We start from the raw sequence: 26,357 nt of genomic DNA, 5'->3' as shown, positions 1-26,357 counted from the left end.
GCATTTTTGCTAGATTCAACTATACTTTTTCTGATGTTTGTATTCGTGATGTTGGGGAAGTATAACAAATAAATGTAAGCGCAATGCTTGATTCATATAAAATTTGGTCAGTGGCTCCCACCATGAAAAATTCGCCGCAACATAACGGAAAATTTTTTTGCCGAAAGGAAGGAAGAAAAATGGGTCTTTGGTTTACAGAAAAGCAGACAGAAAACTTTGGTATTACAATGAAAGTGAACAAGACGTTACATACAGAACAGACAGAATTCCAGAAGCTTGACATGGTTGAAACAGAAGAGTGGGGCAATATGCTTCTGCTTGATGACATGGTTATGACTTCTGTAAAAGATGAGTTCGTTTACCACGAAATGGTTGCGCATATTCCGTTGTTCACACACCCGAACCCTGAGCAGGTATTGGTAGTAGGCGGCGGCGACGGCGGTGTCATCCGTGAAGTGCTTAAGCACCCAAGCGTGAAAAAGGCGACTCTTGTCGATATCGATGGGAAAGTCATCGAGTACTCAAAGAAATACCTGCCTGAAATCGCAGGCAAGCTGGACGACCCGCGCGTCGATGTCCAGGTTGGCGACGGCTTCATGCATATCGCCGAAAGCGACAACCAGTATGATGTCATCATGGTTGACTCGACTGAACCAGTTGGCCCTGCGGTGAACCTTTTCACAAAAGGCTTTTACGCTGGAATTTCAAAGGCACTGAAGGAAGACGGAATTTTCGTTGCCCAGTCTGACAACCCATGGTTCAAGGCTGACCTGATTCGCAACGTTCAAAAGGATGTAAAGGAAATCTTTCCGATCACTCGCCTTTATGTGGCGAATATCCCGACATACCCAAGCGGAATGTGGGCATTCACACTTGGATCCAAGAAGCACGATCCGCTTGAAGTGGGCGAGGAGCGTTTCCACGACATCGAAACAAAGTACTACACGAAAGAGCTTCACAAAGCAGCTTTCGTCTTGCCTAAATTTGTTGGCGACCTTGTAAAATAATCAAAATCTCAATCGGCTTCCCGGTTTCCCGGGGGCCGTTTTACTGTAAAAATATTTTTAAAAAGAGGTGTTTGCAATGCGTTTTGATGAAGCCTATTCTGGCAATGTGTTTATCGGCAGCCATTCAAACTATGGAGAAAGCAAGGCTGTCCTTTACGGAATGCCAATGGACTGGACTGTCAGCTACCGTCCGGGTTCACGTTTCGGCCCGACCCGCATCCGTGAGGTATCGATCGGCCTTGAAGAATACAGCCCGTATCTTGACCGCGAGATGGCAGACCTTAACTACTTCGATGCAGGAGACATCCCGCTGCCATTCGGTAATGCCCAGAAGAGCCTTGATTTAATCGAGGAGTACGTGGACAAGCTTTTGGCTGAGGAAAAATTCCCGCTTGGAATGGGCGGCGAGCACCTCGTGTCATGGCCGGTCATGAAGGCATTCGCGAAAAAGTATGAAGACCTTGCCATCATTCACTTTGATGCACACACTGACCTGCGTGAGCATTATGAGGGCGAGCCATTGTCACACTCCACGCCAATCCGTAAGATCGCTGAGCACATCGGACCGAAGAATGTTTATTCATTCGGGATCCGTTCAGGGATGAAGGAAGAATTTGAGTGGGCCAAGGAAGTGGGCATGCATATTTCCAAGTTTGAGGTTCTTGAACCGTTGAAGGAAGTATTGCCGAAGCTTGCTGGCCGTCCGGTTTATGTGACGATCGATATCGATGTTCTTGACCCGGCTCACGCTCCTGGAACAGGAACGGTTGACGCTGGCGGCATCACTTCCAAGGAACTGCTGGCTTCTATCCATGCGATCGCAAACTCTGAAGTCAATGTAGTAGGTGCCGACCTTGTGGAAGTAGCCCCAATCTACGATACATCCGAAATGACCGCAAACACAGCTAGCAAAATCATACGTGAAATGCTGCTTGGATTTGTAAAATAAGAAAGTTAAGCAATGCTCCCTTTATTGAGGGGGCATTTTTTTATGGTTATTTACGGCTCTATTAAAAGCTGAAGGTTTGATTTTTAAACCCTGTTGATTGTAGTGGAAGGCGCGTAGACTCCTGCGGGCGCAGCTGGTCAGGTGAGACCCCGCAGGAGCAAAGCGACGAGGAGGCTCAGCGCCAGCCCCGCGGAAAGCGAAACGCCTGGAACGAAAATCAACAGTCTTGTATAGGGATTTTTTAAAAACCAAGTATTAATAGTTGGTATTAAAAGAAGGAATATTCCGAAATGTATAGAAAATATAGTATTTATGAAGGTAACTACTAAAAAGGAGGTAATAAGGATGAAAATGTTGGTTTCTTTTTTCAACCGCCTGATGCAGCGGTATTTGCCTGATCCGTTTCTTTTTGTCATTATCCTAACTTTTGTTGTATTTGGATTGGGTCTTATTTTTACTGACAGTGGTCCTTATCAAATGGCCCAGCATTGGGGCGGCGGCTTCTGGAGCCTGCTGACGTTCTCGATGCAGATGGTGCTCGTGCTTGTGACAGGGCATGTTCTCGCGAGCAGCAATATCTTTAAAAAAGGATTGGGTGCGCTGGCATCGCTGGCGAAATCGCCGGGGCAGGCGATTGTGATCGTCACGGTCGTTTCAATGATCGCAAGCTTGATCAACTGGGGATTTGGTCTGGTCATAGGTGCTCTATTCGCGAAAGAGCTGGCGAAAAAGATTCAAAATGTCGACTACAGACTGTTAATTGCAAGCGCTTACGGGGGCTTCATCGTCTGGCATGGCGGCATCTCTGGTTCGATTCCGCTGACGATTGCGACGGAGGGGCACTTCTCCCAGGATCTGATTGGAATCATCCCGACTGACCAGACGATTTTTGCAGGCTTCAATCTTTTGATTATCTTAATCTTGCTTATCGTCTTGCCGGTAGTTAACCGAATGATGATGCCATCTAAGGATCAAACAGTGATGGTCGATCCTGTATTGCTTGAAGCGGATGTTCAGGCAGCGGCAATTGAGCAGGGAGCGATGACACCTGCAGAAAAACTGGAAAACAGCAGAATCATTTCTTTATTGATTGGAATAATGGGCCTTGTTTTCCTGTTTTACTATTTTGCAACAAACGGATTCAAGCTAAATCTCGATATAGTTAACTTCTTGTTCCTATTCCTCGGAATCCTGTTCCATGGAACGCCAAAGCGATTCCTTGACGCGGTGGTGAATGCGGTAAAAGGGGCAAGCGGAATCATCATCCAATTCCCTTTCTACGCGGGGATCATGGGTATGATGACAGCTTCTGGCCTGGCAGCGGTCATGTCGGAAGGCTTCGTGTCGATTTCGAATGAATTCACCTTCCCGTTCTTCACCTTCCTGAGCGCGGGACTAGTCAACTTCTTTGTACCGTCTGGCGGAGGACAATGGGCAGTCCAGGCGCCTGTCATGCTTGACGCAGCACAGACTCTTGGTGTTTCGATCCCAAAAACGGCGATGGCTGTTGCCTGGGGTGATGCATGGACCAACCTGATCCAGCCGTTCTGGGCACTGCCAGCACTGGCAATTGCCGGTTTGAAGGCAAAAGATATCATGGGATACTGTGTCCTCATGCTGGTTGTTTCAGGAGTTGTCATTTCAGCTGGAATGCTATTCTTCTAACTGGAAAAAATCAGGAGTTTTTTTCCAGTTCGCGGAATCGGGGTTGTTTTTGGCGGAATTAGGGGAGACTTTCGCGGGATAGGGGGGATTTTTCGCGGAATCGAGGCTAGTTTTCGCGGGATAATGAGGGATATCACTGGATTCCCTGAACATGATAAAACCGGCAGGCATTTCGCCAGCCGGTTTTTCACATTCTTACATCTTTTCGAATGTATCACAAATGGTTTCGCGTTCATTTAGTGCCTGTTTTCCTGAATTCGCAACGACAAGGATTGAATCAGCAACACATTTGTCGCCTTCAGCCCAGTATTTGCAGTTTTCTACTTCACATTTAACTTCAATTTTCATGAAGGCCACCTCCTTAAAAGGTTTTGATAATCAATACCCGCTTTTCAGCAGAGTTAATCCTATCAGGGTATTCCATTTATCATTCAAATCTCCGAGAACCTTGCACTTTCATAGGAGAATATTTATACTTATAAAGTTATAATAGTGTTTGAAAAGGATGTGTTATCGGTGTCAACTGGACCCGCTGAACAGACTCCTGTAAAGGTGACGGTGAAAACGGCAATTTATAGTGGCAGTGAGAAGGATACTTTTGAATTGACCACTTTTGGCCGATACTATAAAAAGGCGAACAGCTCGTACCTCCAGTATGATGAAGTGATGGAGGAAGGGGATGTTCATACGACGGTGAAAATTTCAGGAGATGAAGTGCTGATCCTGCGCAGCGGTGCAATCAAGATGAGGCTTCATTTTCTGCTGAATAAAAAAACCCCTGGCAATTACAAGACGCCATACGGTCTGCTCGAGACTTCTGCGCTGACGAAGCGTCTTGATCTGGATTTTAACGAGGAAAAGCAGGAGGGCCATGTGGACTTGCTGTATGAAATGGCGATCCAGGGCGCGAGTGCAGGTACATACCATATGACGATTAAATATAAGGAGGAAGGCAAATGAATATAGTTGAACAGGTTCAATTGAAGCTGAAGGAAGAAATCAAGCAGGCGATCATCAAGGCCAATCTTGCTGAAGAAGCGCAGATTCCGGCTGTGATCCTTGAAACGCCAAAGGAAAAAGCGCACGGTGACTACTCCACGAATATGGCGATGCAGCTTGCCCGCGTGGCGAAGAAAGCTCCGCGCCAGATCGCTGAACAATTGATCGAGAACTTTGATAAAAGCAAGGCATCCATTGAGAAAATTGAAATTGCCGGTCCGGGCTTCATCAATTTTTACATGGACAATAGCTATCTGACGGATTTGATTCCGGCAATCCTTGAAGCAGGGGATAACTATGGGGAATCAAAGGTAGGAAACGGCCAGAAAATCCAGGTTGAGTTCGTTTCGGCGAACCCGACTGGCGACCTACACCTTGGACATGCGCGCGGCGCGGCTGTCGGCGATACTTTGTGCAATGTGCTCGCTAAAGCGGGTTACGATGTTTCCCGTGAGTACTATATCAATGATGCCGGCAACCAGATCAATAACCTGGCGCTCTCTGTTGAGGCTCGCTATTTCCAGGCGCTTGGCATGGATAAGCAGATGCCTGAGGATGGCTACCATGGCGCTGACATCATTGGGATAGGCCAGACCCTGGCTGAAGAGTTTGGTGATAAGTATGTAAATGTTCCTGAACAGGAGCGTTTTGATGCTTTCCGTGAATATGGCCTGAAATATGAAATGGAAAAACTGAAGCAGGACCTTGAAAACTTCCGTGTTAAGTTCGATGTTTGGTACTCGGAAACATCTCTATATCAAAACGGCAAAATTGACGTGGCGCTTGAAGCATTGCGTGAAAATGGCCATATCTATGAGGAGGACGGCGCAACATGGTTCCGTTCATCAGAGCTTGGAGATGACAAGGACCGCGTGCTGATCAAGCAGGATGGCTCTTATACTTACCTGCTGCCTGATATTGCCTACCATAAAGACAAGCTTGAGCGCGGTTTTGAAAAGCTGATCAACATCTGGGGCGCAGACCACCACGGGTACATCCCGCGGATGAAGGCGGCGATCCAGGCATTGGGCTATGACCGTGATGCGCTTGAAGTCGAAATCATCCAGCTCGTCCACCTGTACAAGAATGGCGAAAAGATGAAGATGAGCAAGCGTACGGGTAAAGCCGTGACAATGCGTGATTTGATTGATGAAGTAGGCCTGGATGCAGTGCGTTACTTCTTCGCAATGAGAAGCGCTGATACTCACATGGACTTCGATCTTGACCTGGCCGTTTCCCAGTCAAACGAAAACCCGGTATTCTACGCACAATATGCTCACGCCCGCATTAACAGCATTCTGCGTTCTGCTGCAGAGCAAGGTTTGATTTTCGACATTGAAGCAGACTTCAAGCATATCCAATCCGAGAAGGAAATCGACCTGCTGAAAAAGCTGGGAGAATTCCCGCTGGCTGTTGCCGAAGCAGCCCAGAAGCGTATGCCGCATCGAATCTCTAACTACATTTTCGAACTGGCATCCGTATTCCACAGCTTCTACAACGCTGAAAAAGTACTGGATCTGGAGAATAAAGAAAGAACAGCAGCCCGTCTGTCGCTGATCAAGACAGCGCAGATCACTTTGAAGAATGCACTTGAGTTGATCGGGGTATCTGCTCCGGAGAAGATGTAATATACCTTTTAAGAGATCCAGCCACTTGGCTGGGTCTCTCTTAGTAACTGAACTTCCAAATTATAGTGAAGTATTATCGGTTTTGTTGAATTGATGTAATATAAGGTTTATAATTTAAGCATAAAGTCCATATAGTAAAAAAAGAGATCTCGGCTGCAACCGAGATCTCAATACACAGCAAGCTGCTTGAATTACAGCGGCCAGTTCCGAATAGAAGTAATCTACTCACATTTGGCGATGTGCAGGGTAGGTTACTTCTTTTTATTAGAAGAAATACCTATGGCGATTACGGCAACGATAAGCGTGGCGAAGCTCACCATCAAGTTCATTGCTTCATACGTAACCATCAGCGTCACCCCCTTTCCTGCTGGATTGGGGACGGCCGCTGCTCACCCTGCTTTTTGCTGTGCTAGTTAATTATACCATATAGGTAGCGGATACCATTATCTTTCCTAGTTTCTTTATTCATCACTTCCACTCCAAAACAGCCCCGCCAATCCGCTTCACTCCGCGGATTTTCGCCAAATCCTCGACGAGCTTAAGCGCGGCTTTGTCCTTCTCCTTCGCTTCGATCATGAAATCGACGTCCTGGCCTATACTCCGTAAAATATCGATCAGCGGAAGGATGAATTCCGGATCCACGTAATCGGCATGTGACCGGTAGGCTTTTTCCGATTTCGGTGAGGAAATGTGGACCTTCGGCTTCATCCCGATCCGTTCCCAGGTCGTGAAACCTTCAGGAAGCAATTTTTCAAGAGGCTCTTCACAGAGGTTTGCTATGTGATGGTGATAATCGAACATGAATGGCACGTCCTCTTTTTTACAAGCCTTCAATGTTTCTTCAGAATTATAGGTTTTATCATCGTTTTCAAGGGTGGTGATTGCCTTGATATGGGGAGGCAGTTTTGCGAAGTTTTCATGAAAACGCAAAATTGTCTCTTCTTTGTTTCCGTAAGCACCGCCAATATGGATATTGATGAGTGCATTGTTTTCCAATCCCATTGCTTCGAGCATTCCGTAGTGATATTCCATATCGATGATGGCATTGGCCGTTACTTCCTCCCTCGGGGAAGTGAACAGCGTATACTGGTTAGGATGGAAGCTTGTGCGCAGCTCATGCTTTTTCACCAACGCACCGATTTCCAGCCATTTTTCACGAAAAGGTGTGACAAAATCCCACTTGACCTCCGGATGGGTCGCCAGCGGGGCGATCGAGCTGGAAAAGCGGTATAAAGGAATGTCATGGGCGATATTGTAATGAATCATTCTTTCCGTGTTCAAGAGATTTTGATAGGTAATGGAAAGCAATTTTTCATACCGCTCCTCCTCAGGCAGCTGCCCGTATCTGGCAAACGTAAGTGCCTTGGAGGGAGATGCATCCCACAGGCTGATGGCGGTGGATACATATCCTAGCCGAATGATCATATAGAACCTCCTTTTTCCGGAGGAGGCCGAACACTAACTCCGGTTATGTTATAGAAAGGCTTTTTTCGCTGCTTTTCAGAGATGCTTCCGAATTTTTACGAAAAGAGCCTATAGGAAAAATGAAATCGTCCTTGCGGCTGTTTCTTTGAATGATAAAAACAGGTTTGCGCGGCTGAAGTCAGCAAGTGAAGCTTTATGAGAATCCAACATGTCTTCAGTGAGAATATGCTTCACTTTTTTAATAAAAGAAGGGTCATAAACTAAGCAATTCAATTCATAATTTAAAAACATGCTTCGTTGATCAAAATTTGCTGTTCCGATATCACAAATATTGTCATCGATCATCACGACCTTGGCATGATAAAAACCTTTCAAATATTGGTACACTTCGGCTCCATCCTTGAGGAGGGAACGTAAATACCTGTACGATGCTTCTTTTACGAGAATATGGTCGGACTTATATGGGACAAGGACCGTAACGGACACTCCCCGGGAAATCGCAGCATTTAATTGCTCAAATACCTCTTTGCTTGGAATGAAATATGGTGTGCCGATGATGATGGATTTCTTTGCTTCGCTGATTAATGTGGCGATTAAGTCTTCGAGTGAATCACCTTCGGTTGGGACGAACTGCTGGCGAATCGATCCCTTTTGCAACTCAGGAAAGTACGCTTTGTTCTGGAGAAGGTTCACCTTGCTTGCACATTGCCAGTCACGTAAAAATTCCTTCTGCAAGTCAACAATCCCTTCACCAGTTAATTTCAAATGATAATCCCGCCAAGGTGAAAGCTTTGGATTCTTGTCATTATATTCATCCCCAATATTAAAGCCGCCAAGGTAACCGATTTGTCCGTCAATAACCGTAATCTTGCGATGGTTGCGGACCTGGGATGAATAGAACAGGAAGGGGGGCTTCGGAATATGGGTATAAGCGAACTGCACTCCCGCTGCTTTCAGGGACTGGATCGTCTTCCGTTTCAAGTTGCTTCCGATCCAATCTACAAGAAGCCGAACCTCAACTCCCTCCTGTGCCTTTTCCTTCAATAAAGTGACGAACTCGTGGCTGAGTTTATCATCTTTGATGATATAAAATAAAATATGGATGTGCTGTCTGGCCTTTTTAATTTCAGAAAATAAATCCTCGAACAATTCTGGTCCCTTTGCGAATATTTCCAGATCACTATACCTTTCTGGAAAAGCGTACTTTTTTGCATTTGCAAGATGCTGCTTCCTGCCAAGAAAGAAGTCCGCTGTGACCCACAGTGCAATCCCGGCTATTATCCAAAATATCATCCATCCAATTCCCATAGCGTTTTGGCTCCCTTGTTAAAAATTTAGGGTTGTACATTTCATATTATTTTTGCCGAAAACGCTTTATATATGTTAAGTTCCTGTAAAAGGGCGAGCGTAAACAATTTTCAGAAATGAATGGAAATGAGTTGACTGAATGCTCATTCATTATATAATGGAGTTAAAGGTAAATTCAGAAAATTGATTTGGTTAAAAATTTTCTCCCAAAAATTCAGCATCGAAAGGGGTAAATGATTTTATGAACGGTTTGCTTTGGATCAATCTTATTGCGTTCTTGTTTGTAACCGCTTACGCTATCAGTCTGTTCGTTTATGTGGTAAAGACGAGAATCGAATACATCAAACTCGGCAAGAAATCTGAGTTTGATGATGATATCAAAGATCGCTGGAGAAGAATCCTTGTTCATGTATTCGGCCAGAAAAGGCTCTTGAAGGACAAGAAAAGCGGCGCCATCCACGTTATGTTTTTCTATGGCTTCCTCCTTGTCCAGTTTGGGGCAATTGATTTTATCTGGAAGGGCATAAAGCCTGGCTCGCATTTGCCGCTGGGACCGTTGTATCCGGGCTTCACTTTCTTCCAGGAGCTTGTTACACTGACGATTCTTGTAGCGGTTGTATGGGCTTTTTACCGCCGTTATGTTGAAAAACTTGTCCGCCTGAAGCGCGGCTTCAAAAACGGATTGGTCTTGCTGTTCATCGGCGGATTGATGCTTTCTGTACTGCTCGGGAACGGGATGGGCATGATCTGGCATGGCCATGAAGGAACATGGACTGAGCCGGTTGCATCACTTATTGCTGCGGCTTTCAGCGGAATTCCTGAGGCAGCTGCCATTACGGTTTTCTATATTGCATGGTGGATTCACTTATTATTCCTGCTTGCGTTCCTTGTGTACGTGCCGCAATCAAAGCACGCCCACTTGATTGCTGGACCAGCCAATGTTTATTTAACAAGGGTTGACTCACCAGGAAAAATCACGAAGATCGATTTTGAAGATGAAACACAGGAAACATTCGGTGCTGGTAAAATCACTGATTTCAATTATGAACAAATGATCGACTTCTATGCTTGTGTTGAATGCGGACGCTGTACGAATATGTGTCCTGCAACAGGGACTGGGAAGATGCTGTCTCCGATGGACTTGATCGTCAAACTGCGTGACCATCTGACTCTAACAGGTGCAACGGTCACATCAAAACAGCCCTGGGTACCGACATTTGCATTTTCAGGCACAAAAGGCAACCAGATTGCTCTGGCAGCTTCAGGACAGGGTGTCAATGAATCGGCTGCAGCTCTGGCTTACAGCCCAAGCATGATCGGCGATGTCATCACAGAAGAGGAAATCTGGGCATGTACGACTTGCCGAAACTGTGAAGACCAGTGTCCGGTCATGAACGAACACGTTGATAAAATCATCGACCTTCGCCGTTATCTTGTTTTGACAGAAGGCAAGATGGACGCTGATGCACAGCGTGCGATGACAAATATCGAACGCCAGGGCAACCCTTGGGGCTTGAACCGCAAGGAAAAAGAAAACTGGCGCGAGCTTCGCGACGATGTTGTCGTTCCTACCGTAAAAGAACTTAAGAAAGCAGATGAAGAATTCGAATACTTATTCTGGGTCGGCGCAATGGGTGCGTTTGACAACCGCAGCCAAAAGATCGCGCTGTCATTCGCCAAGCTGATGAACGAAGCAGGCGTCAAATTCGCCATCCTTGGCAACAAGGAAAAGAACTCCGGCGATACACCGCGCCGTCTGGGCAATGAATTCCTGTTCCAGGAGCTGGCAACAAAGAATATCGAAGAATTCGAGAAAAATGAAGTAAAGAAGATCGTGACGATCGACCCTCACGCATACAATATCTTTAAGAATGAGTATCCAGATTTCGGCCTTGAAGCAGAGGTATATCACCACACTGAACTTCTTGCTCAATTAGTCAAGGAAGGAAGACTGACTCCGAAGCATGCAGTGAACGAAACGATCACTTTCCATGATTCCTGCTACCTTGGCCGCTATAACGAGGTTTATGACGCACCGCGAGATATCCTCAAAGCGATTCCGGGCGTGGACCTCAAGGAAATGGAACGCAACCGCGATACAGCAATGTGCTGCGGCGCTGGCGGCGGCTTGATGTGGATGGAGGAAGAAACGGGCCACAGAATCAACGTTTCCCGTACCGAACAGGCACTTGCTGTGAACCCGTCCGTCATCAGTTCCGGCTGCCCATACTGCCTGACAATGCTTTCCGATGGCACTAAGGCGAAGGAAGTTGAAGACAGCGTTGAGACGCTCGACGTTGCAGAACTGCTTGAAAAATCCGTTTTTGGTGAGATTAAGCCGTTAGTTTCTTAATGAATAGTTAAAACCTGAATAGTAGAAGTTGACTCACATTAAAAATTCGACATATGCCAGAATTTTTAGCAAAGTGTTTCAATTTCTACTATTTTTAAAGTAAAATGAATAATATGATAAAGCGCTTACATTTATCTTATTCAGCAAGAATCCACTTTTTATAGCCTCATGGAACAGCAGAAGTATTTTTTATGGACCAGTATCGAGCGAGCGTTCAGTCACTCAATGTCACAAGAATTTTTCATTTTTAAAAATTAATAGATTAAAAGGGAGAGATGGCAATGGGAAGAACAGTCATTTTAGCAGGGGCAAGAACACCGTTTGGCAAGCTTGGCGGCGGATTGAGCAGTTTTTCGGCCAGTCAGTTAGGAGGAATTGCTGTAAAGGAAGCATTATCACGCGCTGGTGTTAAACCTGAGGAAGTCGGCGAAGTCATTCTTGGGACAGTGCTGCAGGGAGGCCAGGGACAGCTTCCATCACGCCAGGCAGCAAGGGAAGCAGGCATTCCATGGGAAGTGAAAACAGAAACCATCAACAAAGTATGTGCATCCGGGATGCGCAGCCTGACACTTGGCGACCAGATCATCCGTGCTGGAGATGAGGAAGTGATTGTAGCCGGCGGAATGGAGTCAATGAGCAATGCGCCTTATATCCTGCCTAAAGCACGATGGGGCTTCAGGATGGGCGACGGTCAGGTGAAAGACCTGATGATCCATGATGGCCTGACATGCAGCTTCAAAGGTGTCCATATGGGGACATACGGAAATGAAGTAGCGAAGGAATATGAAATCAGCCGTGAGGAGCAGGATCAGTGGTCGTACCGCAGCCATCAAAGGGCTATCGAAGCGATTGAATCAGGAAAGCTTGCCGAAGAAATCGTCCCGGTTGAGGTGCCGAAGCGTAAGGGCGACCCGATATTGGTCCAGCATGATGAAGCGCCGAGGAAGGACACTTCAGTTGAAAAACTGGCCAAACTGGGGCCGGTTTTCAATTCGGGCGGCACTATTACTGCAGGCAATGCACCAGGTGTCAATGACGGTGCGGCCGCCCTCGTCCTGATGAGCGAAGAGCGTGCGCAGCGTGAAGGAAGGACACCGCAGGCAGTGGTTTTGGCTCATGCCGCAATTGCCACTGAAGCAAAGGACTTCCCAAAAACACCGGGAATCGTCATTAACGAGTTATTGAAAAAGACCGGCAAATCACTTGAAGAGATTGACCTATTTGAAATCAATGAAGCCTTCGCAGCGGTTGCATTGACAAGCGGACGAATCGCAAACCTTGATCCGGAAAAAGTCAATGTCAACGGCGGTGCGGTTGCCCTCGGACACCCGATCGGAGCAAGCGGGGCGCGCATCATCCTGACATTGATGCATGAACTGAAACGCCGCGGCGGCGGTGTAGGCATTGCGGCGATCTGCTCAGGCGGCGGCCAGGGTGATGCTGTGATGATCGAGGTTCCGAAACAATAACGAAAAAAGAATGAGGGCATATGCGAGAGCTGCCCTCCATTGATACAAACTTTTTTAGGAGGAGAAATGATGAGTGTGAAAACAATTATGGTAATCGGCGCAGGTCAGATGGGCTCCGGTATTGCCCAGGTGTGCGCGCAGGGTGGATATGATGTGTTTTTGAACGACCTGAAGCCGGAATTTGTGGAACGCGGACTTTCCGGAATTAAGAAGAATCTTAACCGCCAGGTAGACAAAGGCCGAATGACAGCAGACCAGTTGGACGCCGTTGTTGGCAGGGTTACTGCCTCAACAGACCTTCAGGATGCCGGTAAGGTTGACCTGGTCATCGAAGCTGCTGTGGAGAACATGGACATCAAGGCAAAGATTTTTGCCCAGCTTGATGAAATCGCACCTGAACACACAATCCTTGCTTCCAATACATCATCGTTACCAATCACCGAGATTGCTGCAGCAACAAAGCGTCCGGAAAAAGTTATCGGCATGCATTTCATGAACCCGGTACCTGTCATGAAGCTGGTCGAAATCATTCGCGGCCTGGCGACAGCTGATGAAGTGTATCAGACAATCGAAGATATCACCAAGACTTTGGAAAAGGTTCCTGTAGAAGTGAATGATTTCCCTGGATTTGTGTCCAACCGCATCCTTATGCCGATGATCAACGAAGCCATCTACACATTATATGAAGGCGTAGCAACAAAGGAAGCAATCGACGAAGTCATGAAGCTCGGCATGAACCATCCAATGGGTCCGTTGACGCTTGCTGATTTCATCGGTCTGGATACTTGCCTTTACATCATGGAAACACTTCACGAAGGCTTCGGCGACGATAAATATCGACCGTGCCCATTATTAAGGAAATATGTAAAAGCTGGCTGGCTAGGCAAAAAATCCGGCCGCGGGTTCTACACATACGCGTAAAGAATTCAGCGACAAATGCGTCCATACATACTCACTGTCTGGACGCCTGGAGGGTGAAAACATGAATCTGAGATTCACAGAAGAACAAGAAATGATGCGCAAGATGGTACGTGATTTTGCACAGACAGAAATTGCGCCGTTCGTTGAAAAATTGGAGGAAGGCGAGTTCCCAAGGGAGATTTTAAAAAAGATGGGCGAACTTGGCCTGATGGGGATTCCGGTACCTGAGGAATATGGCGGTTCAGAGATGGACTTCATTTCCTATATCATTGCCATCCATGAAATTTCCAGGGTCAGCGCAACGGTTGGCGTCATCCTATCCGTTCATACATCTGTAGGAACAAATCCGATCCTGTACTTCGGTACAGAAGAGCAGAAGAAAAAATACGTACCTAAGCTAGCTTCAGGGGAATACCTGGGAGCCTTCTGCCTGACTGAGCCAAGTGCCGGTTCCGATGCTGCCAGCCTGAAAACCCGGGCGGTAAAAAAAGACGGACATTATGTATTGAACGGATCAAAAGTGTTCATCACCAATGGCGGCGAAGCGGATGTCTATATTGTTTTCGCATCGACTAATCCTGAAGCAGGTACAAAGGGCGTTTCAGCCTTTATCGTTGAAAAAGATACACCGGGCTTCATCGTCGGCAAGGATGAGCACAAAATGGGGCTGTACGGCTCCCGAACAGTCCAGTTGACATTCGAGGATATGAAGGTGCCAGAAGAAAACCTGCTTGGCCAGGAAGGCGAAGGATTCAAAATCGCGATGAGCAACCTTGACTCCGGCCGTATCGGCATCGCGGCTCAGGCTCTTGGCATTGCAGAGGCTGCATTGGACGCAGCGTCCTCATATGCAAAAGAAAGAGTCCAATTTGGCAAGCCAATCGCAGCCCAGCAAGGCGTCGGCTTCAAGCTGGCAGACATGGCAACATCCGTTGAAGCTGCAAAACTATTAATCTACCGAGCGGCTCAATTGCGGTCTGAAGGACAAAAGTGCGGAATCGAAGCCTCTATGGCAAAGTTGTTCACATCAAGAACAGCAGTCGAAGTCACAACCGAAGCCATCCAGGTATTCGGCGGCTACGGCTATACAAAAGACTATCCAGTCGAACGCTACTTCCGTGACGCCAAAGTCACCGAGATTTACGAGGGAACGAGCGAGATTCAGAAGATTGTCATAAGTAAGCAGTTGTAACACGGGATGTTATAACAGCTACGGCTAGTGAAGACAGAGAAGCTGTCAAGTAAAGGCTGTTATTCTGACAGGTAAGGCTGCTGAAGCAGAAAAGCTGTCAAGAAAAGCTGTTTATTCTGACAGGTAGGGCAGTGAAAGCTGAAAAGTTGTCAAGAAAAGCTGTTTATTCTGACAGGTAGGGCAGTGAAAGCAGAAAAGTTGTAAAGAAAAGCAGGTTATTCTGACAGGTTGGGCAGTGGAAGCAGAAAAGCTGTCAAGAAACCCTCGTTATTCTGACAGGTTAGGCTGCTGAAGCTAAAAAGCTGTCAAGAAAAGCAGGTTATTCTGACAGGTTGGGCAGTGAAGGATGAAAAGTTGTAAAGAAAAGCAGGTTATTCTGACAGGTTAGGCAGTGAAAGCTAAAAAGCTGTCAAGAAAAGCGGGTTATTCTGACAGGGTGGGCAGTGAAAGCAGAAAAGCTGTCAAGAAAAGCTGTTTATTCTGACAGGTAGGGCAGTGAAAGCTGAAAAGTTGTCAAGAAAAGCAGGTTATTCTGACAGATTGGGCAGTGGAAGCAGAAAAGCTGTCAAGAAACCCTCGTTATTCTGACAGGTTAGGCTGCTGAAGCTAAAAAGCTGTCAAGAAAAGCAGGTTATTCTGACAGGTTAGGCAGTGAAGGACGAAAAGCTGTCAAGAAAAGCAGGTTATTCTGACAGGTTAGGCAGTGAAGGATGAAAAGTTGTCAAGAAAAGCAGGTTATTCCGACAGGTAAGGCAGTGAAAGCTGAAAAGCTGTCAAAAAAGTCCGGAATAATCCAGGGTCGACTGCGAAAATGAAGTCAATTAACGATTGAATACAACAAAGCGGCTGAAAAGGTAACCCAACCAATTGGCAAATATAAATCAAACAGTAACGGAGGAAACAATAATGAATTTTCGATTATCCGAAGAACATGAAATGATCCGGAAAATGGTCCGTGATTTTGCGAGGAATGAAGTGGCTCCTACGGCTGCTGAGCGTGATGAAGAGGAACGCTTTGACCGCGAGATTTTTGACAAGATGGCGGAGCTTGGACTGACAGGTATTCCGTGGCCTGAAGAGTACGGCGGCATCGGCAGTGACTATCTGGCTTACTGTATTGCAGTGGAAGAATTATCACGTGTTTGCGCATCGACTGGTGTCATGCTTTCCGCACATACTTCACTTGCCGGCTGGCCGATCTTCAAGTTCGGAAACGAAGAGCAGAAGCAAAAGTACTTGCGTCCAATGGCTGAAGGAAAGAGCATCGGTGCATACGGCCTGACTGAACCAGGCAGTGGTTCTGATGCAGGTGCAATGAGGACGACTGCAAAAGAAGATGGAGACCATTATGTATTAAATGGTTCGAAAATCTTCATCACAAACGGTGGTGTGGCTGATATCTATGTTGTGTTCGCATTGACTGATCCGTCAAGCAAGCATAAAGGAACGACTGCGTTCATCGTCGAAAGCAGCTTCCCTGGATTCTCTGTCGGCAAGAAGGAGAAAAAGCTGGGCATCCGTTCATCTCCGACAACTGAAATCATCTTTGAAGACTGCCGCGTGCCAAAGGAAAATATCCTTGGCGAAGTTGGCGAAGGCTTCAAAATCGCGATGATGACACTTGACGGCGGACGTAACGGGATCGCTGCACAGGCAGTCGGAATTGCGCAGGGTGCTCTAGATGCAGCGGTCGATTACGCGAAAGAACGCCAGCAATTCGGCAAGCCGATCGCGGCGAACCAGGGAATCGGCTTTAAACTTGCGGACATGGCAACTTCAGTAGAAGCTTCAAGACTATTAACTTATCAGGCTGCATGGCTAGAGTCTGAAGGCCTTCCATACGGCAAGGAATCAGCAATGTCCAAACTATTTGCCGGCGACACAGCAATGAAGGTGACAACTGAAGCAGTACAGGTATTCGGCGGCTACGGCTACACGAAGGACTATCCGGTTGAACGCTTCATGCGTGACGCAAAAATCACGCAGATCTATGAAGGTACACAGGAAATCCAGCGTCTAGTCATCTCAAGGATGCTGACGAAATAACAAGGCGGGGCAGAAGAGATGAAAAAGCGAGAAGTGCAGGCGTCGGTAAAAGATGAGCGACTTGTGAAAAAGAGGCGCGACCAGATGATCAAAGGGGCCGTAACCCTTTTCAAGCAAAAGGGCTTCCACCGCACGACGACCAGAGAGATTGCCCGGGCTTCAGGCTTTAGCATCGGTACCCTTTATGAATATATCCGCACGAAGGAAGATGTGCTTTACCTAGTCTGCGACAGCATTTATGACGAAGTCCGCGACCGCCTTCAGGAAAACCTCGACACGAACCAGGGGACGCTTGAGAGCCTGAAGGTTGGCATCGCCAATTACTTCAAGGTCATGGATGACCTGCAGGACGAAGTGCTCGTCATGTACCAGGAGGTCAAATCGCTGACGAAGGATGCCCTTCCATATGTGCTGAAAAAAGAAATCGAGATGGTAGGGATGTTTGAGGATGTAATCCAGCGCTGCGTCGAAAATGGCGAGCTTGACCTGGATGAAAAACATGTCAAAATCATTGCCCATGATATTTTTGTCCAGGGGCAGATGTGGGGATTCCGCCGCTGGGCACTGCAAAAACTGTACACTCTCGAGGAGTACACAGAACTGCAGACAGATTTGCTTTTCAAGGGGATTAAGGGATCGGAAATGAAATTAGGAACAGGGGGAACAAAATGAGTATGCCGGAAATGTATAAGCCAAAGAACCATATTCGCTTTGTGACAGCTTCAAGCTTGTTTGACGGCCATGATGCCTCAATCAATATCATGCGCAGGATCATCCAGTCATTGGGTGGCGAGGTTATTCACCTTGGCCACAACCGCTCCGTCGAAGAGGTCGTCAATGCCGCAATCCAGGAGGATGCACAGGGGATTGCGATTTCTTCCTATCAGGGCGGGCACGTTGAATACTTTAAGTATATGTACGATCTTTTGAAGGAAAAAGGCGCTTCCCATATCCGCATTTACGGCGGTGGCGGCGGTGTCATCATTCCTCGGGAAATAAAAGAGCTTCATGAATACGGAATCGCCCGTATTTTCTCGCCAGAAGACGGCAGGAAATATGGCCTTAATGGCATGATCGAGCAAATGATCAAGGAGTGTGATTTCCCGACTGTGACTGCTGAAGGCGTCGAGGAAATCGAAAAACTTGAAGATGGAGACCCAAATGCTGTCGCAAAGCTGATCACGCTTGCCGAGCAGCATGTTGGTTCGGAAAAAGAAACAGCCGCCGCTGTCGAAAGCTTGATGGAAAAAGTCAAGACGATGACAAAGGCGGTGCCGGTTGTAGGAATTACGGGTACGGGCGGTGCAGGTAAAAGTTCATTGACGGACGAGTTGATCAGGCGCTTCATCAATGAAATTCCTGAAAAACGCGTAGCGATTTTATCAGTCGACCCTACAAAGCAGAAAACAGGTGGAGCACTTCTGGGAGACCGGATCCGCATGAACGCGATTTTCTCTCCACGCGTTTACATGCGCAGCCTGGCGACGAGAAAGTCAAAGTCTGAGTTGTCCCTTGCGATCAAGGATGCCATCGATGTTGTAAAAGCAGCAGGGTTTGACCTGGTTATCGTCGAAACGAGCGGCATTGGCCAGGGCGATGCAGGAATCACGGATGTCTGTGATGTTTCCATGTATGTGATGACGAGCGAATTCGGTGCGCCGTCACAGCTTGAGAAAATCGACATGATCGATTATGCCGACTTGATTGTTATCAATAAATTCGAGCGCAAAGGCTCAGAGGATGCAAAGCGCCAGGTGCAGAAGCAGTATCAGCGCAGCCATATGTTTTTTGACAAAGAGCTTGATGAAATGCCTGTCTACGGCACAATCGCCAGCCAGTTCAACGACCCTGGCACGAACGCGCTGTTTGCTGCGCTGGTCAATAAAATCAATGAAAAAGCAGGCACAGATTGGACGACATCATTTTCTACCAATGCAGTAGTGGAAAAACAAAATGTCATCATCCCGAATGACCGCCGCTATTACCTAAGGGAAATTTCCGAAACGGTACGGAGCTACCATAAACACGCAGCTGAGCAGGCCGACCTTGCCCGCAGACTGTTCCAGCTTGAAGGGGCAATCGAAGCGGTAAAAGAAAAAGAAACAAACAGCGAAGTTCTTTCTTCTCTGCAAGCGTTAAGGGAAGAAACAGAGAAGAAACTGACACCAGAGTCAAGAAACATCCTTGAAAACTGGGAATCTCTGAAGGAAAAATATAGCGGTGACCAGTTCATCACGAAAATCCGTGACAAGGAAATCGTAACAGAATTGAAGACAAAAAGTCTTTCCGGGTTGAGCATCCCTAAGGTTGCACTGCCAAAATACAAGGATTACGGCGAAATCCTGCGCTGGGTTTATCTTGAGAATGTGCCTGGCAGCTTCCCGTACACAGCGGGCGTATTCCCGTTCAAGCGTGAAGGTGAGGATCCGAAACGCCAGTTTGCTGGTGAAGGAACACCGGAGCGGACAAACCGCCGTTTCCATTACCTTTCAAAGGATGACGCAGCAAAACGCCTAAGCACTGCATTCGATTCCGTCACACTTTACGGGGAAGACCCGGATTATCGTCCCGATATTTACGGTAAGGTCGGCGAGAGCGGCGTCAGTGTTTGTTCGCTTGATGATATGAAAAAGCTGTATGCAGGATTTGACCTTTGCCATCCATCAACATCGGTGTCGATGACAATCAACGGACCGGCACCGATCATCCTGGCGATGTTCATGAACACAGCGATTGAACAGCAGGTGGAAAAGAAGGAAGCAGAGCTTGGCCGCAAGCTGAATGACGAAGAGTTTGCCCAGGTCAGGGAAATGACACTTCAAACGGTCCGCGGTACAGTACAGGCCGATATTTTAAAAGAGGACCAGGGACAGAATACTTGTATCTTCTCGACTGAATTCGCACTACGTATGATGGGCGATATCCAGCAGTATTTTATTGATGAAAAAGTCCGGAACTACTATTCTGTATCGATTTCCGGGTACCATATTGCCGAAGCAGGGGCGAACCCGATTTCCCAGCTGGCGTTCACACTGTCAAATGGCTTCACGTATGTTGAGTACTATTTGAGCAGAGGAATGAAGATCGATGACTTTGCGCCAAACCTGAGCTTTTTCTTCTCGAATGGCCTTGATCCTGAGTATTCCGTGATTGGCCGCGTTGCCCGCAGAATCTGGGCGACGGTCATGAAAAATAAGTACGGAGCGAATGAACGCAGCAAGAAACTGAAGTATCATATCCAGACATCAGGCCGCTCGCTTCATGCCCAGGAAATCGACTTCAACGATATCCGTACGACGCTTCAGGCGTTGATGGCACTTCATGATAACTGCAACTCGCTTCATACGAATGCCTACGACGAAGCAATCACCACGCCGACTGAGGAATCAGTCAGACGTGCGATGGCGATCCAGATGATCATCACGAAGGAGCACGGATTGACGAAGAACGAAAATCCGCTCCAGGGTGCGTTCATCATTGAAGAGCTGACTGATTTGGTTGAGGAAGCAGTCCTTCAGGAATTCGAACGGATCAATGACCGCGGAGGCGTGCTTGGTGCAATGGAAACTCAGTATCAGCGCGGTAAAATCCAGGATGAATCCATGTACTATGAAATGAAGAAGCATTCCGGGGAGCTGCCGATCATCGGTGTGAACACGTACTTGAATCCAAATCCTCCATCAGAGGAAGAGATCGACAAGATGGAGCTTGCCCGTGCGACGAAAGAAGAAAAAGAAACACAGATCCGCAACCTAGAAGCATTCAAGGACCAGAATCAAGACCAGTCCGAAACAGCGCTTGACCGGCTGAAGGAAACAGCAGTCAATGGCGGCAATATTTTCGCCGAACTGATGGAAACTGTTAAATACGCAAGCCTGGGACAGATCACAAGGGCGCTTTACGAAGTAGGCGGCCAGTTCCGCAGGAATATGTAAAGGTTAGTTTCAAAACAAGCATTATGGTGTAAAAATGTAGGGCGTGCAAAAAAAAGACTTTTGCAATCTGCCTGAATGGGATGGCTTATAGGAAATCTATGAGCCATCTTGCATTTTATGGTGCTCGTTTCGTAAACTAGAAACCAATATAAGATTTTTCAAATTTTACCTATCATTTGGCGGATAATCTTATATAATCTAGTTATCGGTTCATACATACGACCTACTTCAGGATGTGAATTTTGTGAAATCGGTTTTGTTCACGGCAGGGGCTTTTGTGGCTGCTGCTGCCATGTATTATCTTTATCAGCGTCAGCTTGGCGCAATCCCATTTTTCATTTTATCGATCGCCTTTTTTTTACTGGCATATGGCCAGCTGAAGAAAAGGAGGAAGGCTGGCAGAGGGAAAGTGGAAATGGAAAGCGAAAAAAGCCGGGAAAACGGCAGATAAAACTGGCATAAAGGTCTAAAATTTGTTTATAATGTAGAATATGCATTCTGGGATATTTTCCTTGTTTTCGGACGAATGGCCGGGTAAAGGCCTGGAATAGAGAAAGGAAGTGCGAAAATTGAGTTTAAGCCAATACTCAAAAGAAGAGCTTCAAGAAATGTCATTGATTGAAGTAGGATTTGAAATTTTAAAAGAAAAGAAGCAAGCGATCACGTTTCAGGAGCTGATGGCTGAAATCAAGAGCGTCCTTAAATTGGACGAGGCCGATGCTGCTGAAAGAATGGTTCAATTCTATACAGATATAAATATAGATGGACGTTTCATGTCCCAGGGTGAAGGACGCTGGGGTCTTCGCGTCTGGTACCCAGTCGACCAGATCGAAGAAGATAATGTCACCACAGTCAAGCCGAAAAAGAAGAAGGCTAAGAAGGCTGTTGATGAGGACGATCTAGATCTTGACGAATTCGATGAAATCGATGAGGACGATCTGGACTACGATGATGTCGACGAATTCGATGAAGAAGACGACGATGATGCTCTCGACGACGATGACGACGATGATGAGGACTTCGATGAGGACCTGGAAGATTCCGATGACTTCGAAGACGATGAGGATGAGCTGCTGGAGGATGAAGACGAAGACCTGCCGCTCGAAGATGAAGATCTCGAAGATGAAGACGAAGAACTATAATTAACAACTTGACTTTTATATTTACCGAATGTAGAATACTTTTTGGGCTCCTTAAAAAAGGACGATTAAGTAAAACAGCCACAAAACGCTCCCCATACTCTGTATGCGGGGCGTTTTTTTTATTTTTACAGGCTAAAAATAACCCTCTGTACATCCGCTTGCAAAAACAGAAGCAGGCGAAATGAAAAGGTTAAAAATTTAATTAATAAATCAATTAAACAGGTGCATATTGTACAAACTGTTTGATGAGGGGGATTACACAATGGCAAAGTATATTTTTGTTACGGGCGGAGTAGTTTCGTCCTTAGGTAAGGGAATCACGGCTGCATCCCTTGGAAGATTGCTGAAAAACAGGGGCTTGAACGTGACAATCCAGAAGTTCGATCCATACATCAACGTAGACCCTGGGACAATGAGTCCTTACCAGCACGGTGAAGTATTCGTGACGGACGATGGCGCCGAAACGGACCTGGACTTGGGCCACTACGAGCGCTTCATCGATATCAACCTGAACAAATACTCAAACGTGACAACAGGAAAAATCTACTCGACGGTTCTGAAAAAAGAGCGCCGCGGTGACTACCTCGGAGGAACTGTGCAGGTTATCCCGCACATCACGAATGAAATCAAGGAAAAGGTTTTCCGTGCCGGCAAAGAGACTGGCGCAGATGTTGTCATCACTGAAATCGGCGGCACAGTAGGGGATATCGAATCACTGCCGTTCCTTGAAGCAATCCGCCAGATCAAGAATGATGCTGGCCGTGACAATGTGATGTACATCCACTGTACACTGGTTCCTTACATCAAGGCAGCCGGTGAAATGAAAACAAAGCCAACCCAGCATAGCGTAAAAGAATTGCGCAGCCTGGGAATCCAGCCAAATATTATCGTTCTTCGTACCGAAATGCCGATTTCACAGGACATGAAGGACAAGATTGCCCTGTTCTGTGATATCGACAAGGAAGCGGTAATTGAGGCGACAGATGCGGAAACTCTTTATTCAATCCCTCTGGCTCTTCAAGAGCAGAAGATGGACCAGCTTGTATGCGAGCACTTCAAATTGGACTGCGCTGAAGCAGACATGACTGAGTGGAATGCACTCGTCGAGAAAGTGACGCATCTTACCGGCAAAACGAGAATTGCCCTCGTCGGTAAATATGTTGAACTTCAGGACGCTTACATTTCAGTAGTTGAATCATTGAAGCATGCAGGATATGCATTTGACAGTGATATTGAAATCAAGTGGATCAACTCTGAGGAAGTAACAGAGGAAAACGTCGTTGAATTGCTGAATGACGCAGATGGAATTCTTGTTCCTGGCGGATTTGGCGATCGCGGAATCGAAGGGAAGATCCTTGCGACCAAATACGCGCGCGAGAATAAAGTGCCTTTCTTCGGAATCTGCCTTGGCATGCAGCTGGCATCCGTTGAATTCGCACGCCACGTTCTTGGCTTGAAAGATGCTCACTCTGCCGAAATCATGCCAAGCACGTCAAATCCGATCATCGACCTTCTTCCAGAGCAGAAGGATATTGAAGATCTTGGCGGAACACTCCGTCTTGGCTTATATCCATGTAAGCTTGCTGAAGATACGAAGGCATTCGCTGCTTATGGTGATGACCTGGTATACGAGCGCCATCGCCACCGTTACGAGTTCAATAACGAATACCGTCAGGCAATGGAAAATGAAGGGTTCATCTTCTCAGGGACAAGCCCGGATGGTCGTCTGGTTGAAATCATCGAACTGAAGGACCACCCATGGTTCCTGGCATCACAGTTCCATCCTGAATTCACATCAAGACCAACACGTCCGCAGCCACTATTCAGGGACTTTATTGAAGCATCCATCAAGACAAATAAATAACATGAAAAAAAGCCGGTGAATTTGCCGGCTTTTTTTGTGCGTTTTTGTGATTTAATCATACAAATACGTGTCAATAGTCTTCCAAAATTTCCTCAATCGTGAATTTTAGGCCAAAATAGATATACAGTGCCGCCATAGAAGTGGGATAGCCAATTCTGTTGCCGGCATCATCCGGCAGCAGGCCTTTTTTGATTCGTAAATCAATATGGACGTCCGCAAGCGTATTCAGTCCTTCATTTTCATTCCGGACGGTAGAAATCGCCACGAACGGGATCCCTTTTTCCTGTATAATGCCTGCCATTTTGACTGCCTCTTCATTATCGGCGTAGCGGCTGACAATCAGCACGCGGTCTGCGGCTTCTATTTCTGTTTCCTTCGATAAAATAGCTGCAGATTGAAGTGGCTCTTCGCCATAAACGGCTTCAAGTTCAACAGCCTTCATTTCCCCGGTACCGAAAATATAAATTTTGCCTTCTCCGGCAGCAGCCTGTGCCAGCAGCCGTGCTCCATCCTCAATTGAAAATTCTTCTTTTTCCATCAGCCGGTTGAATAATCCGGCCAATTGTGTCGAAAACATTTTTAACATTCCAGCACCTCCGTCTTTGCCAATACTGATTATAAAGTACTACAATGAGAATGAAAAAGCATCTGTCGAAAATAAGTTTAAAAATATGGCAGGAATTTCAAGATTCTTAACGAATTGTGTAATGGGGATAGGACGAAACCATTTCCTGGGCAAAAGCATTTACTCATATTACATTTATTAGGGGGAAGAGGCGGCATGAAAGAAAAAATACTAATTGTTGACGACCAATTTGGCATCAGAATTCTACTTAATGAAGTGCTGCAAAAAGAAGGTTATCAAACGTACCAGGCTGCAAATGGCGTCCAGGCCCTGGAACTGGTTAAGAAGCATCCACCCGATCTCGTTCTTCTGGACATGAAAATCCCGGGCATGGATGGTATTGAAATTTTAAAAAGAATGAAAGTAATCGACCCGGATATACGCGTCATCATCATGACCGCCTATGGCGAGCTGGATATGATTCAGGAAGCGATGGACCTTGGTGCTTTGACCCACTTTGCCAAGCCATTCGATATTGATGATATCCGCGCAGCAGTAAAGAAATATTCACAAACCGTATCAAAAGATTGAGATACATAAAGTGCCCTCAGGATGCTCCAGGGGGTTTTTTCTTGCCTGAAAAAGTGAGTTTACAGACAAGTGAAACTATTGGCAGCGCTTGCTTTATAGCATTTTTATGACACTTGCAAAAACAAGGCTTGAACAATGGCAATTCTGATTTTCTTTTGGTATGATACATATGAATTCCACAGGATCATTTCGTTTTGATGAATGCCATCTCGGGTACATAATCAAAAGCAGAGAGGGAAACCCTTTTAAAGGGTAGCATAATCAAAAAGCGATTGATCATAACGAAGGAGGAAAAGATATGCCTTTAGTTTCAATGACTGAAATGCTGAAAAAAGCGAATGCGGAAGGCTACGCTGTTGGGCAATTCAACTTAAATAACCTTGAGTTCACTCAAGCGATCCTTCAGGCTGCAGAAGCTGAGAAGTCACCGGTTATTCTTGGTGTTTCTGAAGGTGCTGCACGCTACATGGGCGGCTTCAAGACTGTTGTGAAAATGGTAGAAGGTTTGATGGAGGACTATAACACTACAGTTCCTGTCGCTATTCACCTTGACCACGGTTCAAGCTTCGACAAATGTAAAGAGGCAATCGACGCAGGCTTCACATCTGTCATGATCGATGCTTCACACGGACCTTTCGAAGAGAATGTTTCAACAACTTCAAAGGTTGTAGAATACGCTCACTCAAAAGGTGTTTCTGTTGAAGCAGAACTTGGAACTGTCGGCGGACAGGAAGACGATGTCGTTGCAGACGGCGTTATCTATGCTGACGTACAAGAGTGTAAAGAACTTGTTGAGCGCACTGGCATTGACTGCCTTGCTCCTGCACTTGGTTCTGTACACGGCCCTTACAAAGGCGAACCAAACCTTGGTTTCAAAGAAATGGAAGAAATCAACAAGGTTGCAGGCGTACCATTGGTATTGCACGGCGGTACAGGCATTCCAACAAAAGACATCCAGAAAGCTGTCTCTTTAGGAACTGCTAAAATCAACGTTAATACTGAAAACCAGATTGCTTCAGCTAAAGTTGTCCGCCAGGTATTGGCTGAAAAGCCTAACGAGTACGATCCACGCAAATACCTTGGACCAGCTCGTGACGCAATCAAAGAAACTGTAATCGGCAAAATGCGCGAATTTGGTTCTTCTAACAAAGCGTAATAGCAACGAAAATTTGTTATAATAAAACCGCCTTACAATAAGGCGGTTTTTGTCCATTTATATAATTTAGAATATTTTAAATCCACTTCGAGAATTGTCTAGCTTCAGCGCCTAGCCCCTCAAGACGCTTCGGTCCTGCCAA

Annotated in this window: 22 protein-coding genes; 17 read left to right on the top strand and 5 right to left on the bottom strand. The window is 46.4% G+C overall.

Features of this window, described 5'->3' with window-relative positions; all coding sequences use genetic code 11:
• Positions 1-179: 179 nt before the first annotated feature.
• The 3 genes from speE (at position 180) to M3593_RS14090 (ending at position 3,621) form a co-directional block, all read left to right on the top strand.
• Positions 180-1,007, top strand: a complete 828-nt coding sequence (gene speE, locus M3593_RS14100; protein WP_251542545.1) for a spermidine synthase — start codon at positions 180-182, stop codon at positions 1,005-1,007.
• Between the two features lie 76 nt (positions 1,008-1,083).
• Complete coding sequence (gene speB, locus M3593_RS14095) at positions 1,084-1,956, top strand: agmatinase (RefSeq protein ID WP_251542547.1); 873 nt, start codon at positions 1,084-1,086, stop codon at positions 1,954-1,956.
• 345 nt (positions 1,957-2,301) lie between these two features.
• Positions 2,302-3,621: a short-chain fatty acid transporter gene (locus tag M3593_RS14090; RefSeq protein WP_144479207.1), complete on the top strand. Its 1,320-nt coding sequence runs from the start codon at positions 2,302-2,304 to the stop codon at positions 3,619-3,621.
• A gap of 195 nt (positions 3,622-3,816) precedes the next feature.
• Here the strand turns inward: M3593_RS14090 and M3593_RS14085 are convergent, their stop codons facing one another.
• On the bottom strand, positions 3,817-3,969 hold the full coding sequence (locus tag M3593_RS14085; protein ID WP_102264619.1) for a DUF1540 domain-containing protein: 153 nt from the start codon (positions 3,967-3,969) through the stop codon (positions 3,817-3,819).
• Between the two features lie 168 nt (positions 3,970-4,137).
• Between M3593_RS14085 and M3593_RS14080 the strand changes: the two genes are divergently transcribed.
• Together M3593_RS14080 and argS are read left to right on the top strand one after the other, a co-directional pair.
• The gene (locus M3593_RS14080; RefSeq protein WP_251542549.1) at positions 4,138-4,581 is read left to right on the top strand and encodes a YwiB family protein; all 444 of its coding nucleotides are present in this window, start codon (positions 4,138-4,140) and stop codon (positions 4,579-4,581) included.
• Positions 4,578-6,248 carry an arginine--tRNA ligase gene (argS, locus tag M3593_RS14075; protein ID WP_144479203.1) on the top strand — a complete coding sequence of 557 codons (1,671 nt, stop codon included), beginning with the start codon at positions 4,578-4,580 and terminating at the stop codon, positions 6,246-6,248. The genes M3593_RS14080 and argS overlap by 4 nt, the downstream gene beginning before the upstream one ends.
• A gap of 251 nt (positions 6,249-6,499) precedes the next feature.
• Here argS and M3593_RS14070 read toward each other — a convergent pair whose 3' ends face one another.
• The 3 genes from M3593_RS14070 to cls all read right to left on the bottom strand — a co-directional run bounded on the left by M3593_RS14070 (position 6,500) and on the right by cls (position 8,981).
• Positions 6,500-6,595 (bottom strand): putative holin-like toxin, encoded by a 96-nt coding sequence (locus tag M3593_RS14070; protein ID WP_222125080.1) that lies wholly within the window; start codon positions 6,593-6,595, stop codon positions 6,500-6,502.
• Positions 6,596-6,716: 121 nt separating this feature from the next.
• Positions 6,717-7,673: a UV DNA damage repair endonuclease UvsE gene (gene uvsE / locus M3593_RS14065; RefSeq protein ID WP_251542551.1), complete on the bottom strand. Its 957-nt coding sequence runs from the start codon at positions 7,671-7,673 to the stop codon at positions 6,717-6,719.
• Positions 7,674-7,781: 108 nt separating this feature from the next.
• Complete coding sequence (cls, locus tag M3593_RS14060; RefSeq protein WP_251542553.1) at positions 7,782-8,981, bottom strand: cardiolipin synthase; 1,200 nt, start codon at positions 8,979-8,981, stop codon at positions 7,782-7,784.
• A gap of 241 nt (positions 8,982-9,222) precedes the next feature.
• On the opposite strand from cls, the gene M3593_RS14055 reads away from it, so the two are divergent.
• The 10 genes from M3593_RS14055 to M3593_RS14010 all read left to right on the top strand — a co-directional run bounded on the left by M3593_RS14055 (position 9,223) and on the right by M3593_RS14010 (position 23,903).
• Complete coding sequence (locus tag M3593_RS14055) at positions 9,223-11,334, top strand: (Fe-S)-binding protein (protein WP_251542555.1); 2,112 nt, start codon at positions 9,223-9,225, stop codon at positions 11,332-11,334.
• Between the two features lie 281 nt (positions 11,335-11,615).
• Complete coding sequence (locus M3593_RS14050; RefSeq protein ID WP_251542558.1) at positions 11,616-12,803, top strand: acetyl-CoA C-acetyltransferase; 1,188 nt, start codon at positions 11,616-11,618, stop codon at positions 12,801-12,803.
• Between the two features lie 69 nt (positions 12,804-12,872).
• Positions 12,873-13,724, top strand: a complete 852-nt coding sequence (locus tag M3593_RS14045) for a 3-hydroxybutyryl-CoA dehydrogenase (protein WP_251542812.1) — start codon at positions 12,873-12,875, stop codon at positions 13,722-13,724.
• Positions 13,725-13,785: 61 nt separating this feature from the next.
• Positions 13,786-14,916 (top strand): acyl-CoA dehydrogenase, encoded by a 1,131-nt coding sequence (locus M3593_RS14040; protein ID WP_251542560.1) that lies wholly within the window; start codon positions 13,786-13,788, stop codon positions 14,914-14,916.
• 906 nt (positions 14,917-15,822) lie between these two features.
• Complete coding sequence (locus M3593_RS14035; RefSeq protein WP_144479193.1) at positions 15,823-16,962, top strand: acyl-CoA dehydrogenase; 1,140 nt, start codon at positions 15,823-15,825, stop codon at positions 16,960-16,962.
• Positions 16,963-16,980: 18 nt separating this feature from the next.
• The gene (locus M3593_RS14030; RefSeq protein ID WP_144479191.1) at positions 16,981-17,634 is read left to right on the top strand and encodes a TetR/AcrR family transcriptional regulator; all 654 of its coding nucleotides are present in this window, start codon (positions 16,981-16,983) and stop codon (positions 17,632-17,634) included.
• A gap of 2 nt (positions 17,635-17,636) precedes the next feature.
• Entirely contained in the window at positions 17,637-20,897 is a 3,261-nt protein-coding gene (icmF, locus tag M3593_RS14025; protein WP_251542814.1) for a fused isobutyryl-CoA mutase/GTPase IcmF, read from the top strand.
• Positions 20,898-21,141: 244 nt separating this feature from the next.
• A complete protein-coding gene (locus tag M3593_RS14020) occupies positions 21,142-21,348 on the top strand; it encodes a hypothetical protein (RefSeq protein WP_144479189.1) in 207 nt (68 codons plus the stop codon).
• Positions 21,349-21,466: 118 nt separating this feature from the next.
• On the top strand, positions 21,467-22,039 hold the full coding sequence (rpoE, locus tag M3593_RS14015; protein ID WP_144479187.1) for a DNA-directed RNA polymerase subunit delta: 573 nt from the start codon (positions 21,467-21,469) through the stop codon (positions 22,037-22,039).
• A 262-nt stretch (positions 22,040-22,301) separates the two neighbouring features.
• Positions 22,302-23,903 carry a CTP synthase gene (locus tag M3593_RS14010; protein WP_144479185.1) on the top strand — a complete coding sequence of 534 codons (1,602 nt, stop codon included), beginning with the start codon at positions 22,302-22,304 and terminating at the stop codon, positions 23,901-23,903.
• A gap of 70 nt (positions 23,904-23,973) precedes the next feature.
• Here the strand turns inward: M3593_RS14010 and M3593_RS14005 are convergent, their stop codons facing one another.
• The gene (locus M3593_RS14005; RefSeq protein ID WP_144479183.1) at positions 23,974-24,489 is read right to left on the bottom strand and encodes a DUF2529 domain-containing protein; all 516 of its coding nucleotides are present in this window, start codon (positions 24,487-24,489) and stop codon (positions 23,974-23,976) included.
• A gap of 195 nt (positions 24,490-24,684) precedes the next feature.
• Between M3593_RS14005 and M3593_RS14000 the strand changes: the two genes are divergently transcribed.
• Both M3593_RS14000 and M3593_RS13995 read left to right on the top strand, forming a co-directional pair.
• Positions 24,685-25,059, top strand: a complete 375-nt coding sequence (locus tag M3593_RS14000; RefSeq protein ID WP_144479181.1) for a response regulator — start codon at positions 24,685-24,687, stop codon at positions 25,057-25,059.
• A gap of 298 nt (positions 25,060-25,357) precedes the next feature.
• Entirely contained in the window at positions 25,358-26,215 is an 858-nt protein-coding gene (locus M3593_RS13995) for a class II fructose-bisphosphate aldolase (RefSeq protein ID WP_144479179.1), read from the top strand.
• Positions 26,216-26,357 lie beyond the last annotated feature (142 nt).

The organism is Mesobacillus sp. MER 48 (assembly GCF_023714225.1).
GTDB classification, from domain to species: domain Bacteria; phylum Bacillota; class Bacilli; order Bacillales; family Cytobacillaceae; genus Mesobacillus; species Mesobacillus oceanisediminis_A.
Note: the sequence above shows the minus strand (reverse complement) of the source record. Positions and strands in the feature narration are given on the sequence as shown.

Coding starts and splice junctions, on each gene's coding strand:
- speE (WP_251542545.1), top strand. CDS start 180: ATGGGTCTTTGGTTTACAGAAAAGCAGACAGAAAACTTTGGTATTACA.
- speB (WP_251542547.1), top strand. CDS start 1,084: ATGCGTTTTGATGAAGCCTATTCTGGCAATGTGTTTATCGGCAGCCAT.
- M3593_RS14090 (WP_144479207.1), top strand. CDS start 2,302: ATGAAAATGTTGGTTTCTTTTTTCAACCGCCTGATGCAGCGGTATTTG.
- M3593_RS14085 (WP_102264619.1), bottom strand. CDS start 3,969: ATGAAAATTGAAGTTAAATGTGAAGTAGAAAACTGCAAATACTGGGCT.
- argS (WP_144479203.1), top strand. CDS start 4,578: ATGAATATAGTTGAACAGGTTCAATTGAAGCTGAAGGAAGAAATCAAG.
- M3593_RS14070 (WP_222125080.1), bottom strand. CDS start 6,595: ATGGTTACGTATGAAGCAATGAACTTGATGGTGAGCTTCGCCACGCTT.
- uvsE (WP_251542551.1), bottom strand. CDS start 7,673: ATGATCATTCGGCTAGGATATGTATCCACCGCCATCAGCCTGTGGGAT.
- cls (WP_251542553.1), bottom strand. CDS start 8,981: ATGGGAATTGGATGGATGATATTTTGGATAATAGCCGGGATTGCACTG.
- M3593_RS14055 (WP_251542555.1), top strand. CDS start 9,223: ATGAACGGTTTGCTTTGGATCAATCTTATTGCGTTCTTGTTTGTAACC.
- M3593_RS14050 (WP_251542558.1), top strand. CDS start 11,616: ATGGGAAGAACAGTCATTTTAGCAGGGGCAAGAACACCGTTTGGCAAG.
- M3593_RS14045 (WP_251542812.1), top strand. CDS start 12,873: ATGAGTGTGAAAACAATTATGGTAATCGGCGCAGGTCAGATGGGCTCC.
- M3593_RS14040 (WP_251542560.1), top strand. CDS start 13,786: ATGAATCTGAGATTCACAGAAGAACAAGAAATGATGCGCAAGATGGTA.
- M3593_RS14035 (WP_144479193.1), top strand. CDS start 15,823: ATGAATTTTCGATTATCCGAAGAACATGAAATGATCCGGAAAATGGTC.
- M3593_RS14030 (WP_144479191.1), top strand. CDS start 16,981: ATGAAAAAGCGAGAAGTGCAGGCGTCGGTAAAAGATGAGCGACTTGTG.
- icmF (WP_251542814.1), top strand. CDS start 17,637: ATGCCGGAAATGTATAAGCCAAAGAACCATATTCGCTTTGTGACAGCT.
- M3593_RS14010 (WP_144479185.1), top strand. CDS start 22,302: ATGGCAAAGTATATTTTTGTTACGGGCGGAGTAGTTTCGTCCTTAGGT.
- M3593_RS14005 (WP_144479183.1), bottom strand. CDS start 24,489: ATGTTAAAAATGTTTTCGACACAATTGGCCGGATTATTCAACCGGCTG.
- M3593_RS14000 (WP_144479181.1), top strand. CDS start 24,685: ATGAAAGAAAAAATACTAATTGTTGACGACCAATTTGGCATCAGAATT.
- M3593_RS13995 (WP_144479179.1), top strand. CDS start 25,358: ATGCCTTTAGTTTCAATGACTGAAATGCTGAAAAAAGCGAATGCGGAA.